Origin of the sequence: Burkholderia sp. WSM2232 (assembly GCF_000472545.1) — a bacterium.
Taxonomy (GTDB): domain Bacteria; phylum Pseudomonadota; class Gammaproteobacteria; order Burkholderiales; family Burkholderiaceae; genus Paraburkholderia.
On record NZ_AWZV01000018.1, the window covers coordinates 13,749 to 29,728 of the forward strand.

17 protein-coding genes are annotated in these 15,980 nt (G+C 60.8%); 3 read left to right on the top strand and 14 right to left on the bottom strand.

From position 1 onward, the window contains the following. Positions 1–12: 12 nt before the first annotated feature. The 3 genes from F757_RS0117680 (at position 13) to F757_RS0117690 (ending at position 3,422) form a co-directional block, all read left to right on the top strand. On the top strand, positions 13–1,119 hold the full coding sequence (locus tag F757_RS0117680; RefSeq protein WP_027212555.1) for a phosphotransferase: 1,107 nt from the start codon (positions 13–15) through the stop codon (positions 1,117–1,119). Between the two features lie 83 nt (positions 1,120–1,202). Next, the gene (locus F757_RS0117685) at positions 1,203–2,462 is read left to right on the top strand and encodes an acyl-CoA dehydrogenase family protein (RefSeq protein WP_027212556.1); all 1,260 of its coding nucleotides are present in this window, start codon (positions 1,203–1,205) and stop codon (positions 2,460–2,462) included. A gap of 258 nt (positions 2,463–2,720) precedes the next feature. Further along, on the top strand, positions 2,721–3,422 hold the full coding sequence (locus F757_RS0117690; protein WP_027212557.1) for a glutathione binding-like protein: 702 nt from the start codon (positions 2,721–2,723) through the stop codon (positions 3,420–3,422). A 135-nt stretch (positions 3,423–3,557) separates the two neighbouring features. Here the strand turns inward: F757_RS0117690 and F757_RS0117695 are convergent, their stop codons facing one another. The 14 genes from F757_RS0117695 to F757_RS0117755 all read right to left on the bottom strand — a co-directional run bounded on the left by F757_RS0117695 (position 3,558) and on the right by F757_RS0117755 (position 15,776). Then, complete coding sequence (locus F757_RS0117695; protein ID WP_027212558.1) at positions 3,558–4,034, bottom strand: MaoC family dehydratase; 477 nt, start codon at positions 4,032–4,034, stop codon at positions 3,558–3,560. Further along, entirely contained in the window at positions 4,031–4,489 is a 459-nt protein-coding gene (locus F757_RS0117700) for a MaoC family dehydratase (protein ID WP_027212559.1), read from the bottom strand. Before F757_RS0117700 ends, F757_RS0117695 begins: the two co-directional genes overlap by 4 nt. Before the next feature lie 35 nt (positions 4,490–4,524). Then, positions 4,525–5,652, bottom strand: coding sequence for an acyl-CoA dehydrogenase family protein (locus tag F757_RS0117705; RefSeq protein WP_027212560.1), 1,128 nt, complete (start codon positions 5,650–5,652; stop codon positions 4,525–4,527). 10 nt (positions 5,653–5,662) lie between these two features. Further along, positions 5,663–6,859, bottom strand: coding sequence for an acyl-CoA dehydrogenase family protein (locus F757_RS0117710; RefSeq protein ID WP_027212561.1), 1,197 nt, complete (start codon positions 6,857–6,859; stop codon positions 5,663–5,665). Positions 6,860–6,906: 47 nt separating this feature from the next. Further along, positions 6,907–7,332 carry a DUF1178 family protein gene (locus F757_RS0117715; protein ID WP_027212562.1) on the bottom strand — a complete coding sequence of 142 codons (426 nt, stop codon included), beginning with the start codon at positions 7,330–7,332 and terminating at the stop codon, positions 6,907–6,909. Positions 7,333–7,614: 282 nt separating this feature from the next. Further along, positions 7,615–8,139 carry a helix-turn-helix transcriptional regulator gene (locus F757_RS0117720; RefSeq protein ID WP_027212563.1) on the bottom strand — a complete coding sequence of 175 codons (525 nt, stop codon included), beginning with the start codon at positions 8,137–8,139 and terminating at the stop codon, positions 7,615–7,617. Between the two features lie 37 nt (positions 8,140–8,176). Beyond that, the gene (locus F757_RS36635) at positions 8,177–8,434 is read right to left on the bottom strand and encodes a hypothetical protein (protein WP_084530955.1); all 258 of its coding nucleotides are present in this window, start codon (positions 8,432–8,434) and stop codon (positions 8,177–8,179) included. Between the two features lie 310 nt (positions 8,435–8,744). Then, positions 8,745–9,335 (bottom strand): NUDIX domain-containing protein, encoded by a 591-nt coding sequence (locus F757_RS0117725; protein WP_027212564.1) that lies wholly within the window; start codon positions 9,333–9,335, stop codon positions 8,745–8,747. Positions 9,336–9,378: 43 nt separating this feature from the next. Then, positions 9,379–9,675, bottom strand: coding sequence for a DUF2818 family protein (locus F757_RS0117730; RefSeq protein WP_007175603.1), 297 nt, complete (start codon positions 9,673–9,675; stop codon positions 9,379–9,381). Continuing rightward, positions 9,675–11,147, bottom strand: a complete 1,473-nt coding sequence (gene nuoN / locus F757_RS0117735) for an NADH-quinone oxidoreductase subunit NuoN (RefSeq protein WP_035467062.1) — start codon at positions 11,145–11,147, stop codon at positions 9,675–9,677. Before nuoN ends, F757_RS0117730 begins: the two co-directional genes overlap by 1 nt. A 24-nt stretch (positions 11,148–11,171) precedes the next feature. Then, positions 11,172–12,662: an NADH-quinone oxidoreductase subunit M gene (locus tag F757_RS0117740; RefSeq protein ID WP_027212566.1), complete on the bottom strand. Its 1,491-nt coding sequence runs from the start codon at positions 12,660–12,662 to the stop codon at positions 11,172–11,174. Between the two features lie 14 nt (positions 12,663–12,676). Then, entirely contained in the window at positions 12,677–14,746 is a 2,070-nt protein-coding gene (gene nuoL / locus F757_RS0117745; protein WP_027212567.1) for an NADH-quinone oxidoreductase subunit L, read from the bottom strand. Between the two features lie 17 nt (positions 14,747–14,763). Continuing rightward, entirely contained in the window at positions 14,764–15,069 is a 306-nt protein-coding gene (gene nuoK, locus F757_RS0117750) for an NADH-quinone oxidoreductase subunit NuoK (protein ID WP_013339863.1), read from the bottom strand. 20 nt (positions 15,070–15,089) lie between these two features. Then, positions 15,090–15,776 carry an NADH-quinone oxidoreductase subunit J gene (locus F757_RS0117755; RefSeq protein ID WP_027212568.1) on the bottom strand — a complete coding sequence of 229 codons (687 nt, stop codon included), beginning with the start codon at positions 15,774–15,776 and terminating at the stop codon, positions 15,090–15,092. Between the last annotated feature and the right edge of the window lie 204 nt (positions 15,777–15,980).

Consider the following 15,980-nt stretch of genomic DNA (forward strand, 5'->3'; position numbering starts at 1 on the left):
CGGAGGAGACACATGGTGCAAGCGTCAAAAAGCGGCGAGCCGCAAGCACAAGCAGATTACTCGGCATTCGAGGGCACGCGGCCGGTCAACGAGCGTCAGCGCTTTGACGGAGAGGCGCTCGCCGCGTGGCTGAGCCAGCATGTCGATGGCTTCTCGGGGCCGCTCACGGTCGAACAGTTCGCGGGCGGTCAGTCGAATCCCACCTTCAAACTCGTCACGCCGTCACGCGCTTACGTGATGCGCGCGAAGCCTGGGCCAGCGGCGAAACTGCTGCCGTCCGCGCATGCCGTCGAGCGCGAATACCGTGTGATGCACGCGCTTGCCGACACCGACGTGCCGGTTGCCCGGATGCTCGCGTTGTGCGAAGACGAGAGCGTGATTGGCCGTGCCTTCTATGTGATGGAGTTCATCGAGGGTCGTGTGCTGTGGGACCCGTCGCTGCCTGGCATGAACGCCGGTGAACGAGCCGCGGTCTACGATGAAATGAATCGCGTGATCGCCGCGCTGCACAGCGTCGCCCCGCAGAACGTAGGTCTTTCGGACTACGGCAAGCCCGGCAATTATTTCGCGCGTCAGATCGGACGGTGGAGCAAGCAGTACACGGCGTCCGAAACGGAACCGATCGAGGCCATGCAACGCCTGATCGAATGGCTGCCGCAACATATGCCGGCTGAAACCAGCGAGCGTGTGTCGATCGTGCATGGCGACTTCCGCCTCGACAACCTGATCTTCCATCGCGAGGAACCGAAAGTGCTTGCCGTGCTCGACTGGGAATTGTCGACGCTCGGCGATCCGCTCGCGGATTTCGCCTATCACTGCATGGCGTGGCACGTCGATCCTGCGCAGTTCCGTGGCATTGGGGGTCTGGACTGGGCGGCGCTGGGCATACCCGGCGAGCAGCAATACGTGGAGCGCTATTGCAAACGCACCGGGTTCGAGATTCGGGGCGACTGGAACTTCTACCTGGCGTACAACATGTTTCGCATCGCCGCGATCCTGCAGGGAATCATGAAGCGTGTCGTCGACGGCACCGCGGCCAGCGCGCAAGCACTCGATGCTGGCCGGCGCGCGCGGCCGATGGCCGAACTCGCCTGGCGCTACGCGCAAAAGGTGCGCTGAGCGCGCTCCGAAAGCAACAGACAAGCTCGCGCGTTTTCCGCAGCGCGCACCCTAAATGTCAGCCGTTATCCGCGAGGTCATAGATGAATTTCGATTACACACCGAAGGTCCAGGCGCTGCGCGAAAAGCTGCTCGCCTTTTTCGACGAGTACATTTATCCGAACGAACACGCGTTTTACGCGGAGATCGCCCGCAACCGGCAAGACGGCAACGCATGGCAGCCGACGCAACTGATCGAAACGCTCAAGCAGAAAGCGCGCGACGCGGGACTGTGGAATCTGTTTCTGCCCGATTCCGTACGCGGCGCCGGACTGACGAATCTCGAATACGCGCCGCTGTGCGAAATCATGGGACGCGTGCCGTGGGCGCCCGAGGTGTTCAACTGCAATGCGCCCGACACCGGCAATATGGAAACGATCGAGCGCTACGGCAGCGAGGAAAACAAGCGCGAATGGCTAGAGCCGCTTCTGCAAGGGCACATCCGCTCTGCCTTTTTGATGACGGAGCCCGAAGTCGCTTCGTCGGATGCCACCAATATCCAGACCAGCATTGTGCGCGACGGCGACTACTACGTGATCAACGGTCACAAGTGGTGGTCCTCCGGCGCGGGCGATCCGCGCTGCAAGGTTTACATCGTGATGGGCAAGACCGATCCCGAGGCGCAGCGCCATCAGCAGCAGTCAATGATTCTGGTTCCCTCCGACGCGACCGGCGTCACCGTGCACCGCCCTCTTTCTGTTTTTGGCTATGATGACGCGCCGCATGGGCACATGGAAATCACGCTCGACAATGTGCGCGTGCCGGCAACCAATATGCTGCTGGGCGAAGGGCGCGGCTTCGAAATTGCGCAAGGCCGCCTCGGACCGGGACGCATCCACCATTGCATGCGTCTGATCGGCCTGGCAGAACGCGCGCTCGAATTGATGTGCAGACGGTCGTTGCTACGCGTCGCTTTCGGCAAGCCGGTAGCGACGCAAGGCGTTACGCAGGAGCGCATTGCCGAGGCACGTTGCATGATCGAACAGGCGCGCTTACTCACACTGAAAACGGCGTACATGATGGACACGGTCGGCAACAAGGCCGCGCGCGGCGAGATCGCGATGATCAAGGTGGTCGCGCCTAACATGGCGTGCCAGGTGATCGACTGGGCGATCCAGGCGCACGGCGGCGGCGGCGTCAGCGACGACTTCCCGCTCGCGTACGCTTATGCGTCGGCACGCACGCTGCGCTTCGCCGACGGTCCGGACGAAGTGCATCGCAATGCGATCGCCAAACTGGAACTCGCGCGTTACATGGATCCTGGCGCAGCGGCCAATGTGGAGACGCCGGTTACGCGGGTTTGATGGGTGGGTTCGATGCGCGGGCACATTGCGCGGATTTGATGCTCTGCTTCAGTGGGCGCTTTTTCCGCTTCTTCACGCTTTTTCACGCTTTTTCGCGGGTCGCCGCGGGTCACCGGCGGCTTGCTGGCCGCTTGCCGGCGGTGAGCCGAGCGTGACCGTGACCGTTTGCATCGCCAGCAACATCGCCCGATCTATGCTCTAATTTTCGGCACGCGCAGCGCCCACCGTGGCGCCGCCGTCACGAACAAAGGAGCGAGGATGATCGACGTTTACAGTTGGGCAACACCTAACGGCCACAAGGTTCATATCATGCTCGAGGAAACCGGTCTCGAGTACACCGTGCATGCAGTCGACATCGGCGCCGGCGATCAGTTCAAGGCCGAATTTCTCGACATCAGCCCCAACAACAAGATTCCGGCGATCACGGATTCCGAGGGACCACGCAGCGCAGACGGCAAGCCGTTCGCGCTGTTCGAGTCGGGTGCGATACTGATCTACCTCGCCGAGAAAACCGGCCGCTTCCTGCCGACCGCCCCCTCTGCCCGCTATTGCGTGCTGCAATGGCTGATGTTCCAGATGGGCGGCCTCGGCCCCATGCTCGGGCAGACGCATCACTTCCGCATCTACGCGCCTCAGCCGATCGAGTACGCGATCAACCGCTACACAAATGAAACGCGGCGCCTGTATGGCGTAATGGACAAGCAACTTGGCAAGTCACAGTATCTCGCTGGAAACGACTACACGATTGCGGACATTGCATCGTTTCCATGGACCCGCTCATGGCAGAACCAGGGCGTTGATCTCGACGCGTTTCCGAACGTGAAGCGATGGCATGAGGAGATTGCCGCGCGCCCAGCGGTGATGCGCGGCGTCGAAGTGCTCGCCTCGGCTCGCAAGCCGATAATGGACGATAAGGCCAAGGAAATGCTATTCGGCGCGACGCAGTACGCGAAGCATTAGAGTGCCGAGAGTACTACCGCGGCGTGTTGCTATGCGTGTGGTGCACGCCTCCTCGCGGTTGCTTTGTGACGCATAGGGCGCGAGGCGGCTCCCAGGCTGCCACGCCATGCGCTTTATCATGCAGCGGGCCAAGCGTCAGAAATAATGGCGCGTGATGAACTCGGCGACGCACACGGGCCGGCCATCGTCTTGCCGCTCCACTGTGACGTTCCAGACCACTTGCACGCCTGCATTGTCGACATCGGCGACGGACGCGACTGCGAACAGTGCGCGCAATTGCGAGCCCACCAATACCGGCGACGTAAACCGCACACGATTCAACCCATAGTTGACGGCCATGCGTTGCTCGATGCGTACGGTTTGTTGCAGCAGCGCGGGAATCAGGGAAAGCGTCAGGAAGCCGTGCGCAACGGCACCGCCGAACGGCGACTCGCGTCGCGCCCGTTCTGGGTCGACGTGGATCCACTGCTGGTCGCCCGTGGCTTCGGCGAAACGATCCACGCTCGGTTGGTCGATCGTCACCCAGTCGCTGACAAGCGGCGGCCCGCCGACGAGCCCCCGCAACGCCGCTGCGTCGTGAAACGTCGCCGGCAATGCGCTCCGGGTGCTCACGAAGCAGCGCCCGGATTGCGCAAGCCAAACAGCGCTTTGGAGCGGACCGTGATAACCGTTTCGCCATGCTGATTGATGCCGGCCCATTGCGTCGACACAATGCCGCGGTCCGGCTTGCTCTCCGAAATGCGCTTGTCGAGCACGGAGTTCGTCATGGTGATCGTGTCGCCCACACGCACCGGCTTGAGCCAGCGTATTTCGTCGATGCCAGGCGACCCCATTGACGTGGAGCCTGCCAGCGCGTTGCGCACCAGCATGCCCATCATGACCGAACAGGTATGCCAGCCGCTCGCGACCAGGCCGCGAAACGGAGAGGACTCAGCGGCGGTCTCGTCGACATGGAAAGGCTGCGGATCGAATTTCTCCGCAAATTCGACAATCTCCTCGCGCGTGAATGTGTGCTTGCCGATTTCGGTCGTGGAGCCGACCGTCATGTCTTCGTAACTCAGACCCATCTCGTTATCTCCTTGCTGGCGATTGAATCGGCCAATCAGACTTCGGTGCTGACAAACCCGGGCAGCGCGGCAAACCGTGCGAGGTGACGGTCCACATCGCCCAAGGTCGTTTCAATGATAGAGAGACGCTTGAAGAGATGTGCAGCCGCCACCTCGTTCGTGACGCCCATGCCGCCGTGCAACTGGACCGCCTGCTGGCCGACGAAACGCGCAGCTTGACCCACGCGCGCCTTGGCTGCGGAGATTGCGCGGCGGCGCTCGTCGGCGTCTTCACTCGAATAGCGCATGGCCGCCAGGTAAGTGATGGAGCGCGCCTGCTCGGTATGAATGAGCATCTCGACCATGCGGTGCTGCAAGACCTGAAAGCGCGCGATGGGCTGACCGAACTGCTGGCGCGTTCTGGTGTACTCGACGGTGGCTGTATTCAATGCGTCGAGTGCGCCGATCGCCTCCGCGCACAGCAGCAGCGTGGCATAGTCCGCGATGTGCTCGAGTGCCGCGGCGCCTGAATGCAAGCCGCTCAGCCGGCGTGCCGGCGCGTTGTCGAACACGAGCGTAGCGGCGCGTTGCCCGTCGATAGTGCGGTACTCGGTGAGCTTCACGCCGGCGGCCTCGCGCGCCACGACAAATAGAGCGATCTCGCCGTTGGCGCGCGCTGGAACGATCCAGTACTGCGCCTGTGCGCCATGCAGCACCACCGACTTCTTGCCGCTGAGGGTTTGCTGTTCGCCCGTTCCGCTTGCGGTGGTGGCGACAGCGAAAAGATCGTAGCGTGCGTGCGGCTCGTGGAAGGCGACCGCAAGCTTGATCTCGCCCTGAGCAGCACGCTGTAGCAGCGATGCGTCCTGGTCGTGCCCGGTGCCGGCAAGGCGCAAGGCCTCGATGCCCACCGCCGTCGCCCAATACGGCTCGACGACCAGAGCACGGCCAAGCTCCTGCATGACGACCAGCATGTCTACCGGCCCGCCGTTGAAACCGCCGTGAGCTTCGGGCACCGGCAATGCCGTGAGGCCCAGTTCTGTGAATGCCGCCCAGTGAGCTTCCGACACACCGGCGTCCGAGCGCACGATGGCCTGGCGCGCTTCGAAGCCGTAGTTCTTGTCCAGATAGCGGCGCAGCGCGTCGGCGAACTGCTGTTGCTCGTCGTTGAAAGTGAAGTCCATGCGCCGCTCCTCAAAGTCCAAGAATCATCTGCGCGATGATGTTCTTTTGAATTTCGTTCGAGCCGCCGTAAATCGACGTCTTGCGGAAGTTGAAGTAATACGCGGCCAACGGTGCCGCATCGTCGTCTTCGGCAAGACTGTGCTCGCGCTCGCCTTCCAGGAACGGCACGTCGAACGGGGCGGCAAGCGGCCCGATGGCTTCGAACATGAGCTCCGTCAACGCCTGCTGCACTTCGGTGCCTTTGATCTTCAGCATCGAAGCTTCGGGGCCCGGTCCGCGTCCGCCAGCTTCATTCGCGACCACGCGCTGCACGGTGACTTCGAGCGCCATGAGCTCGACTTCCAGATTCGCGACTTTTGAAGCGAACACAGGGTCGTGCAAAAGCGGCTTACCGCTCTTATTCTGATTGAGCGCGAGGCGCTTAAGAAAGACAAGCTCGCGCTTTGACTGCGCGACGCGTGCAATGCCTGTGCGCTCATGCCCAAGCAGATATTTGGCGTACGTCCAGCCGCGGTTTTCTTCGCCCACCAGGTTTCCGACGGGCACTTTCACGTCTTCAAAAAAGACCTCGTTGACTTCGTGATCCTCGTCGAGCGTGATAATCGGCCGGACCGTGAGGCCCGGCGTTTTCATGTCGATAAGCAGAAACGAAATTCCCTCCTGCTTTTTCGCGCCGCTGTCGGTGCGTACGAGGCAGAACATCATGTCCGCATGTTGCCCGAGTGTGGTCCAGGTTTTCTGGCCATTCACCACGTAATGGTCACCGACCCGGTCGGCGCGCGTGCGCAGCGACGCCAGGTCCGAACCCGATCCGGGCTCCGAATAGCCTTGGCACCACCAGTCGCTTCCGTCGAGAATGCGCGGCAAGTAGTAGCGCTTTTGCGCCTCGTTGCCGTATTTCATGAGGACCGGCGCGACCATCGACACACCGAATGGCAACACCGTAGGCGCGCCGACACGCGCGCACTCTTCGTCCCAGATATGGCGCTGGGTGGCGTCCCAGCCAGGACCGCCGTATTCTTTCGGCCACGCCACGGCAGACCACCCGCGCGTTCCCAGCAGCTTGTGCCAGCTCGCGAAGTCTTCGCGATTCAAGCGCTTGTGGTTGAGCACCTTCTCGCTCAGTTCGCGAGGTAGACTGGCTTCGAGCCAGGCGCGGATTTCGGCGCGGAACGCCTTCTCAGCGGGGGAATAATCCAGATTCATGCGTAGTGTCTCCTGGCCGCTACGACCCGCGGCCAGGAACCACCGCGCTATTGCAGCGGTTCCTTCAAGGCAGCCGGGACCGGCAGCGGCATCACTTCGATGCCTTCTTCAACCAAAGCTCGCGCGTCTTCTGGCGTCGTGACGCCACGAATGTTGCGTGCAGGCGCTTCGTTATAGTGAATGCGCCGCGCTTCCTCGGCGAAGCGGTCGCCCACGTTCTCGGTCTTTTCCAGTACCTCGCGCAATGCTCGCATGACACGCGCTTGCAGCTCGTTGGGGGCCGCGGGCGCTTTCGTCTGTACCGCACCCGAGAGATTCAGGCGCGGAGCCGACGGCAAACGGCTCACCTCGTTCGCTCCGCACATTGGACATTCGACCAGCTTGCGGGACTGCTGCGACTCAAAGTCATCAGCCGAAGCAAACCAGCCTTCGAACCGATGGCCGTGCGGACACTGTAAATCGAGGACCTTCATGTTGAGTTAGGGCTTGCGTGCCAGTTTAGCGCAAAACGAAAATATGTGAACGGTCGTTCGCAAAATGTTCAGGGGCGACCCGCCAATGCCAAGGCTCGGTCAGAAACCAGAAGCGGTGGGCGATTTTAACGCTTTGCGCAAACCGCTGCCGACAGCTGCCGCATGCTATCAAATGCCGTATAGCCCCCGCTGAGCGCCGCGTACTCACCTACCCGACGGCCTGGCCGATTTCCGGAAGCTTGCCGAGCACGCCGCACGATTCTGCCGTTCAATGTTTAACGCTCACGCTACCAGGCATTCCAGCCGACGATTGAGCCGAGGTTCGAGTTCCCGCACTTCTTTGGCAAGGTTGATCTGCTTTGCCGACTTCGCGACGTCGACCACGTCTCGCTTGATGTCGTATCCACCGCGCGAATTCAGCCAGTCCAACACGTCCGACAGATGCCAGACCGACGCACTTCCCTCATGCACCGGCGACGGAAACTCCACCGCATGGTTCAACATGAGCTTGCGCATGTTTTGCCGCGATACGCCGGCAATCTCCGCGACGTCGGTTAGGCCCACAAAGTCCGGACCGGCTTCGACTAGCCGCGCCGACGGCACCGCCTGCTTGACGTCACCAAGCGCACTGACGAGCGCCTCGAATGCGGACGCGGCCTCCCGGGAAAAAACCAACGCAAGCCGCCCCGCTTGTCCCACGCCGACGGTGGCGTCGTCACACCCGGCTTCGCCCAGGCGCTCGACAATTGCGTCAAGATCGCAGTCTTGCGCGGCAAGCCTGTATTTCAGCGTAAACGTATATTCCATTTGCCACTCCTGCTCTGTTCAGCCAACACCTTCTTACTTATTGCCGATGCGCACGGTGTGCCGTGCAGTTGTCGACCACGCGACGCAAGTGCCGCGCGTGATTAACGGCATTCTTCGGCGTACTCCATATGCTTGAGATGCAGAATTCTCCGCAACGGCACTCCGCGTCTTTGTAAGGGCAATACATCTTTCCCCACGCGTGGCCCTTGCCGCCGCCTTTTATGCGCCACCCACGCCGCTCTGCATATGCCAACGCGGCCTCGATCTCTTTTTTAGCGTGGACTCCACGAACCATCCTGCCCTCCAATCTAATGCTGCCCGCGTAAGTTGTCAAGTGACAACTTACGCACGCCAGTTGGCGTATCGGTGATATTTCGGTATCCCGATTAAACCGAACGCTAGAGCGCTCTTCCTGCGTTCCATACTACGGTTACCGCAGCAATGACGCGAGACTGTCGGATGGCCTAGGACAACAGCGCATTTGTTCAGACGCCATAGGAAAGCGGTAAGTCATATCACGTCTGAGAATGACAAAAGCCCCTGACGGTCAGGAACCGGCAGGGGCTTTCTGAATATGGCACAAGTATCTTATGCGCCAGCGTACCTCAAGAACTACTGGGCTGCGCCATCGGCCACTCGCCCGATAGCACTTTCTCCAACCAGAACGTGCCGATAATCGTTTTGACATCGGTGATCTTGCCGGTTCGCACCCACTCCGATACCTCGGGAAGCGTCGCGGTGAACATTTCGAGGAACTCTCCGTCGTCGAGTTTGCGCTCGCCGGACGTGAGTCCCCGAGCCAGATAGATGTCGATGAACTCGGTCGAGTAGGAAATTATCGGGTGGATGCGCGTGAGGTACACATACTCGCGCGCCGTGTATCCCGTTTCCTCGCGCAACTCGCGAATCGCGCAAGCGAGCGCGCCCTCGTTCGGGTCAAGCTTGCCTGCGGGATATTCAACCATGACCTTACCCATCGGATACCGGTACTGGCTTTCCAGCAGCACGCGGTCATCGTCGAACAAGGGAATCACCATGACGGCACCCGGATGCTGCACATATTCGCGGGTAGCGTGCTTGCCGTCCGGCAGGCGAACGGTATCGCACTTGAGCGTCAGAAACGGCCCTTGATGAACCGTCTTGCTGTCGACACAGGTCTCGGTCAGGACGGCGTCGTGATCGGGAAGTTCAGCCATATGCGGACCTCGGAACAGCTTGGTGCGCGACGGCGCGAGGCCGTCAGCGGCGTTTGACGAGATACTGGAAGGTGAAGCCGGGAAAGGCGAAGACAACGAAAAGCGCGAACGTGATGGCGTAGAACTGCCAACCCTGTTCGAAGCGATTGCCGGCGCGCGCTTCAAGCAGAAAGCCGAGCGCGCCGACCACGAAGTACAGCACGATCAGCTCGGCAATGCGGATCCAGGCGCTTTTCTTCGCCGCCTTCAGCGGTACGGCGGCGAAGAGCCGCTGATTCAGGAACGGCAGGTTGGCGCCGACCAGCGCCAACAGCACGATAAACCAGCCAGCAGCGGACATCAGAACGACAGCGTGTGCTGGATAGCTTGCAGGCACGCCTTCAACAGCGGGTCAGGCACGATGCCGAGCACCAGCACGGCCACGCCGTTGAGCGCCAGCAACGCGCGCGTGCCGGTGTCAGCAGTAATGGCCGACTTGTCTTGCGGCTCGTCGAAGTACATGAGCTTCACGATACGCAGGTAGTAGAACGCGCCGAACAGCGACGTGATCACGGCCAGCACGGTCAGCCACGTCAGGCCGGCGTTCATCGTCGCCTGCAGCACGGCGAGCTTCGCGTAGAAACCGACTGCGGGCGGAATGCCGGCGAGCGAGAACATCATCACCATCATGACGAACGCGAACACCGGGCTGCGTTGATTCAGGCCCTTGAAGTCGTCGAGCGTGTCAGCTTCAAACTCGCGGCGCGCCAGCAGCATGATGACGCCGAACGTGCCCATCGTCGTGATCAGATAGACGATGCTGTAATACATGGCGGAGCCATAGGCGCTGGCCGCACCCGTCGTCTTGTGGTCGACCACGCCGGCCAGCAGACCGAGCAGCACGAAGCCCATGTTCGAGATCGCCGAGTACGCCAGCATGCGCTTGACGTTGCGCTGCACGATACCCGTGATGTTGCCGACGATCAGCGACAGCGCCGCGAGAATGACCAGCATCTGCTGCCATTCGACCGCGAGCGGCAGCAGGCCCATCACCAGGAAGCGCAGACCCCATGCGAATGCCGCCACCTTCGGGCCACCGCCAACGAGCAGCGTCATTGCGGTCGGCGCGCCCTGATAGACATCGGGCACCCACATGTGGAACGGCACCGCGCCCATCTTGAAGGCGACGCCCGCGACGATGAAGATTACGCCGAACAGCAGCACACTCGGGTCATAGTGACTCTGACCGATTGCCTTGAAGACCTCGTTCAGCTCCAGCGAGCCGGTGGCGCCATACAGCATGGAAATGCCGTACAGCAGGAAGCCCGAAGCCAGCGCGCCCAGCACGTAGTACTTCATCGCCGCTTCGTTCGACGGCGCGGCCTCACGGCGCAGCGCAATGACGCCGTACAGCGACAGCGACATCAGTTCGAGACCGAGGTACAGCGTCAGGAAGTTGTTGCCGGAAATCATGACGAGCTGGCCGAGCAGCGAGAACATGCCGAGCAGGAAGAACTCGCCGCGGTACAGGCCGCGATCGTCGAGGTAGCGGCGCGAATACACGATGGTGACGGTATAGCCGAGCGTCACCACCGCTTTCATCAGGCTCGCGAACGAGTCCACCACGTACATGCGGCTGAAGAAGTAGTGCACGGACGGGTCGAACGCATTGACCGCGAACCAGATGCCGGCGACGAGCGTCGACAGCACGGCGATCCAGTACGTGGTACGGCGACCGGCCTGGCCGACGAACGTGTCGTTGAGCCACGCGACGACAACGGCGAGCATCACCAGCGCGTCGGGCAACAGAGCAGTCATAGGGGCGTTTTGCATGGTCTTTAATTCCTCCGCTCTGCGTTACTGAGACAACGGCAGCTTGGACTGCGCAACGTGGGAGAGGAGGTTTTCCACGGATACGTGCATCACATCGGTAAAGGGCTTCGGATACAGGCCCATGAAGAGCGTCAGTGCAGCGAGCACTGCCAGCATGAAAAATTCGCGGCGGCCGATGTCGAGCAGGCTCTTCACGTGGTCGTTTGCGACCGCGCCGAAGTAGACGCGCTTGTACATCCACAACGTATAGGCCGCGCCGAGAATCAGCGTCACGGCGGCACCGCCCGCAATCCAGAAGTTGTACTGGACGGCGGCCAGGATCACCATGAATTCGCCGACGAAACCGGAGGTGCCCGGCAAGCCGCAATTGGCCATCGAAAACAGCATCACGAAGGCCGCGAATTTCGGCATGACGTTGACGACGCCGCCGTAATCTGCGATCTGACGCGAGTGCATGCGGTCATACAGCACGCCGATGCTCAGGAACATCGCGCCGGACACGAAGCCGTGCGAGATCATCTGCACAATCGCGCCTTCTACGCCGAGCTGGTTGAAGATGAAGAAGCCGAGAGTGACGAAACCCATGTGCGCGATCGACGAATACGCGACCAGCTTCTTCATGTCGGCCTGCACCATCGCCACAAGGCCAATGTAGATCACCGCGATCAGCGACAGCGTGATGACGACCGGCGCGAGGAAATGGCTTGCGTCCGGCGTGATCGGCAGCGAGAAGCGCAGGAAACCGTAGGCGCCCAGCTTCAGCATGATGGCGGCCAGCACCACCGAGCCGCCCGTCGGCGCTTCCACGTGTGCGTCAGGCAACCACGTGTGCACCGGCCACATCGGCACCTTCACGGCGAACGCCATGAAGAACGCTATGAACAGCAGGACCTGCGGCGTCATCGCAATTTGCGCATGCTGCCAGCTGGCGAGGTCGAACGTGCCCGTCTGGATGTACAGATAAAGCAGCGCGACAAGCATCAGCAGCGAGCCCATCAGCGTGTAGAGGAAGAATTTGAACGCCGCGTAGACGCGGTTCGCCCCGCCCCACACGCCGATGATGATGTACATCGGAATCAGCGTGGCTTCGAAGAACACGTAGAACAACATGCCGTCGGCCGCGCTGAACACGCCGACCATGATGCCCGACAGGATCAGGAACGAAGCCAGATACTGGCCCACGTTCTTCGTGATCACTTCCCATGCCGCGATCACGACGATCACGGTAATCAATGCCGTCAACACCACGAACCACATCGAGATGCCGTCGACACCCAGGTGATAGGTAATGTTGAATCGTTCGATCCAGTTGGCCTTTTCGACGAACTGCAGATCGGCGGTGCTCGAATCGAAACCGGTGATTAGCGGAATCGTGACGATGAAGCTGATGACCGAGCCGATCAATGCGACCCAGCGCGCAGGGCCAGGGTTACGGTCGGAACCGATGGCCAGAACCAGCAGGCCAAAAAGGATCGGTAACCAGATGGCAATACTGAGAATCGGATAAGCGTGCATTAGTGTCCCTCGCCTTATTTGCCGCCGAGCGTTACAAACAGGGTCAGGAGCCCCAACATGCCGATAATCATGGCGAACGCGTAGTGGTAGATGTAGCCGGATTGGAGGAAGCGGATCACGCCGGCGAACCAGCCGATAAAGCGTGCGCTGCCGTTGACGATACCGTCGATCACGACGACGTCGCCTTCCTTCCACAGACCACGGCCAATTGCCACCGCGCCCCGCGCGAACACGACTTCGTTGATCTTGTCCATGTAGTACTTGTTGTCGAGCAGCGTGTAGATCGGCCCGAATGCGCGCTTGATGGTAGCCGGCAGTTCAGGACGAAGCAGATACAGGAACCACGCCACGAGAACGCCCGCGAGCGCCAGCCAGACCGGCAGGCCCGTCACCGAGTGCAAGCCCATCGCCGCCCAGCCGTGGAACTCTTCGGCCATTTCATGCAGTGCCGGATGGTTTTCGCCGATGAAGATAACCTTCTCGAACGCCACGCCATGCTGGAAGAAGTCGCCGAACAACATCGGACCGACCGCAATCGCGCCAATCACGACAGACGGAATGGCCAGCAGCACCAGCGGTACCCAGACGACCCACGGCGTTTCATGCGGCTCATGTGCGTGACCGTGATCGTCGTGACCGTGGCCGTGCGCGTCGTGACCGTTGGCATGACCGTGTGCCGCGGCTTCGGCGCCCATCGGCGAATCCGGATGCTTCGGATGGCGGAAACGCTCTTCGCCGTGGAAGACCATGAAATACATACGGAACGAATACAACGCGGTGACGAACACGCTGGCCACCACCGCGAAATACGCGAAGCCCGAACCCGGCAGATGCGACAGCTTCACCGCGTCGATGATCGAATCTTTCGAGTAGAAGCCCGAGAAGAAAGGCGTGCCGATCAGCGCGAGCGAACCGATCAGCGACGTGATCCAGGTGATCGGCATGTATTTGCGCAGGCCGCCCATGTTGCGCATGTCCTGATCGTGGTGCATGCCGATGATCACGGAACCCGCGCCGAGGAACAGCAGCGCCTTGAAGAACGCGTGCGTCATCAGGTGGAACACGCCAACGGGGTAAGCCGAGACGCCGAGCGCAACCGTCATGTAGCCAAGCTGCGAGAGCGTGGAGTAAGCCACCACGCGCTTGATGTCGTTCTGCACGATCCCCAGAAAGCCCATGAAGAGCGCAGTGATCGCACCGATCACCGTGACGAAGGACAGCGCGCTATCGGACAGTTCGAACAGCGGCGACATGCGCGTGACCATGAAGATACCAGCCGTCACCATGGTTGCCGCGTGAATCAGCGCGGAAATCGGTGTCGGGCCTTCCATCGAATCGGGCAGCCACACGTGCAGCGGGAACTGCGCGGACTTACCCATTGCGCCGATGAAAAGGCAAATGCAGGCCACGGTCAGCAGGCCCCAATCCGTACCCGGAAAGCTCAATGCGGCAAGTTCCGTACGCTTGGCAAACACGTCGCCGTAGTTCATCGAGCCGGCAAACGCGAACAGCAGACCGATACCCAGCAGGAAGCCGAAGTCGCCGACGCGGTTCACGAGGAACGCCTTCATGTTCGCGTAGATGGCCGACTCGCGCGTGAAGTAGAAACCGATCAGCAGGTACGACACCAGACCCACTGCTTCCCAGCCGAAGAACAGCTGCAGGAAGTTGTTGCTCATCACGAGCATCAGCATCGAAAACGTGAAGAGCGAAATGTACGAGAAGAAGCGCTGGTACCCATCGTCGTCGGCCATGTAGCCGATCGTGTAGATGTGCACCATCAGCGACACGAAGGTGACGACGCACATCATCATGGCCGTCAGCGAATCGACGAGGAAGCCGATCTCGAACTTCGTCTTGCCGATCATCATCCATTCGTAGACGGTGGCGTTGAAGCTTGCGCCGTCCAGCACCTGGAAGAACACCATCATCGACAGCACGAAGGAGATGGCGACGCCGAGAATCGTGACCGAGTGCGCACCCGCGCGCCCTACCGCCTTCCCGAACAGCCCCGCGATCAGGGAACCGGCCAGCGGTGCCAGCGGAATCGCCAGCAGCAGGTTTTCATTGAGTATCGTGGACATAACCGCTTTTCCTGAGATTAACCTTTGAGCTGATCGAGATCTTCGACATTGATCGTGTCGAGGCTACGGAACAGGGTCACCAGAATTGCGAGGCCGATCGCTGCTTCCGCTGCCGCCACCGTCAGCACAAAAAACACGAAGATCTGGCCATGCACGTCGCCGAGGTAATGCGAGAACGCGACGAAATTGGTGTTCACCGCGAGCAGCATCAATTCGATGGCCATCAGGATGATGATGACGTTGCGGCGGTTCAGGAAAATACCGACGACGCTGATCGCAAACAGAATCGCGCCGAGCACGAGGTAATGGGCGAGGGTCAACATGATTTCTATCTCCTGTCCGCTCAGCTGTTCTTCGCAGACGCCGACTCGGCCGCTGCTGCCGCCGCTGCGGCTTCTTCCGCAGCGACAGTCGCCGCGCTCTTTTCCGACGGCATCTTCACGACGCGCACGCGGTCCTGCGCACGCACCTTGACCTGCTGGCTGATCTTCTGGCGCTTGCTGTCCTTCTTGTGGCTCGTGGTCAGCGCAATGGCTGCGATGATTGCCACCAGCAGCACGAGGCCGGCAATTTCGAACGCGAAGATGTAGTCGGTGTAAATCACCTTGCCGATCAGGCGGGTGTTCGACCAGTCGCCCATGCCGCTCGCGGCGGCGGTCGTATCGCGCACCACCGTGCTTGTCGCACCGTAGCCGTGCCACAGGATCAGAGCGGTTTCGAGCACGATGATCGCGCCCACCAGCGTGGCCATCGGCACGAAACGTTTGAAGTCCTTGCGCAGCACGTCGAGGTTGATGTCCAGCATCATCACGACGAACAGGAACAGCACCATCACCGCGCCCACGTAGACCAGCACCAGCAGGATGGCGAGGAACTCGGCCTGCAGCAGCATCCAGATAGCCGCCGCGTTAAAGAACGCCAGCACGAGAAACAGTGCGGACGACACCGGGTTGCGCGAGGTGATCACCTTCAGCCCTGAAACCACCAGGAGCAGCGCGAAGATGTAGAACAGTACGGTCGTGAATTCCATGATTACCGGTTCATCGTTAGGCCATCGTCAGGCATTTTCTTTGGCACGTGCATCTGGCGACCGCACTGGCAACAGCGCAAAACCGCCAGCACAACCGCACAGGTGCGCCATGCCGCGGCATTCACGCCGCGGCGCTCGGCCCGACAACAGGCCGTGTTACTGCTGCATTTACTCGATGCGCGACTGCCGCATCTATCGTTTCAC

Excerpts from the sequence above, each read along its gene's own strand:
- nuoK (WP_013339863.1), bottom strand. The coding sequence starts at position 15,069 with ATGTTGACCCTCGCCCATTACCTCGTGCTCGGCGCGATTCTGTTTGCG.
- F757_RS0117710 (WP_027212561.1), bottom strand. The coding sequence starts at position 6,859 with ATGAATCTGGATTATTCCCCCGCTGAGAAGGCGTTCCGCGCCGAAATC.
- F757_RS0117755 (WP_027212568.1), bottom strand. The coding sequence starts at position 15,776 with ATGGAATTCACGACCGTACTGTTCTACATCTTCGCGCTGCTCCTGGTG.
- F757_RS0117715 (WP_027212562.1), bottom strand. The coding sequence starts at position 7,332 with ATGAAGGTCCTCGATTTACAGTGTCCGCACGGCCATCGGTTCGAAGGC.
- nuoL (WP_027212567.1), bottom strand. The coding sequence starts at position 14,746 with ATGTCCACGATACTCAATGAAAACCTGCTGCTGGCGATTCCGCTGGCA.
- F757_RS0117685 (WP_027212556.1), top strand. The coding sequence starts at position 1,203 with ATGAATTTCGATTACACACCGAAGGTCCAGGCGCTGCGCGAAAAGCTG.
- nuoN (WP_035467062.1), bottom strand. The coding sequence starts at position 11,147 with ATGCAAAACGCCCCTATGACTGCTCTGTTGCCCGACGCGCTGGTGATG.
- F757_RS0117740 (WP_027212566.1), bottom strand. The coding sequence starts at position 12,662 with ATGCACGCTTATCCGATTCTCAGTATTGCCATCTGGTTACCGATCCTT.
- F757_RS36635 (WP_084530955.1), bottom strand. The coding sequence starts at position 8,434 with ATGGTTCGTGGAGTCCACGCTAAAAAAGAGATCGAGGCCGCGTTGGCA.
- F757_RS0117725 (WP_027212564.1), bottom strand. The coding sequence starts at position 9,335 with ATGGCTGAACTTCCCGATCACGACGCCGTCCTGACCGAGACCTGTGTC.
- F757_RS0117690 (WP_027212557.1), top strand. The coding sequence starts at position 2,721 with ATGATCGACGTTTACAGTTGGGCAACACCTAACGGCCACAAGGTTCAT.
- F757_RS0117700 (WP_027212559.1), bottom strand. The coding sequence starts at position 4,489 with ATGGGTCTGAGTTACGAAGACATGACGGTCGGCTCCACGACCGAAATC.
- F757_RS0117730 (WP_007175603.1), bottom strand. The coding sequence starts at position 9,675 with ATGTCCGCTGCTGGCTGGTTTATCGTGCTGTTGGCGCTGGTCGGCGCC.
- F757_RS0117705 (WP_027212560.1), bottom strand. The coding sequence starts at position 5,652 with ATGGACTTCACTTTCAACGACGAGCAACAGCAGTTCGCCGACGCGCTG.
- F757_RS0117680 (WP_027212555.1), top strand. The coding sequence starts at position 13 with ATGGTGCAAGCGTCAAAAAGCGGCGAGCCGCAAGCACAAGCAGATTAC.
- F757_RS0117720 (WP_027212563.1), bottom strand. The coding sequence starts at position 8,139 with ATGGAATATACGTTTACGCTGAAATACAGGCTTGCCGCGCAAGACTGC.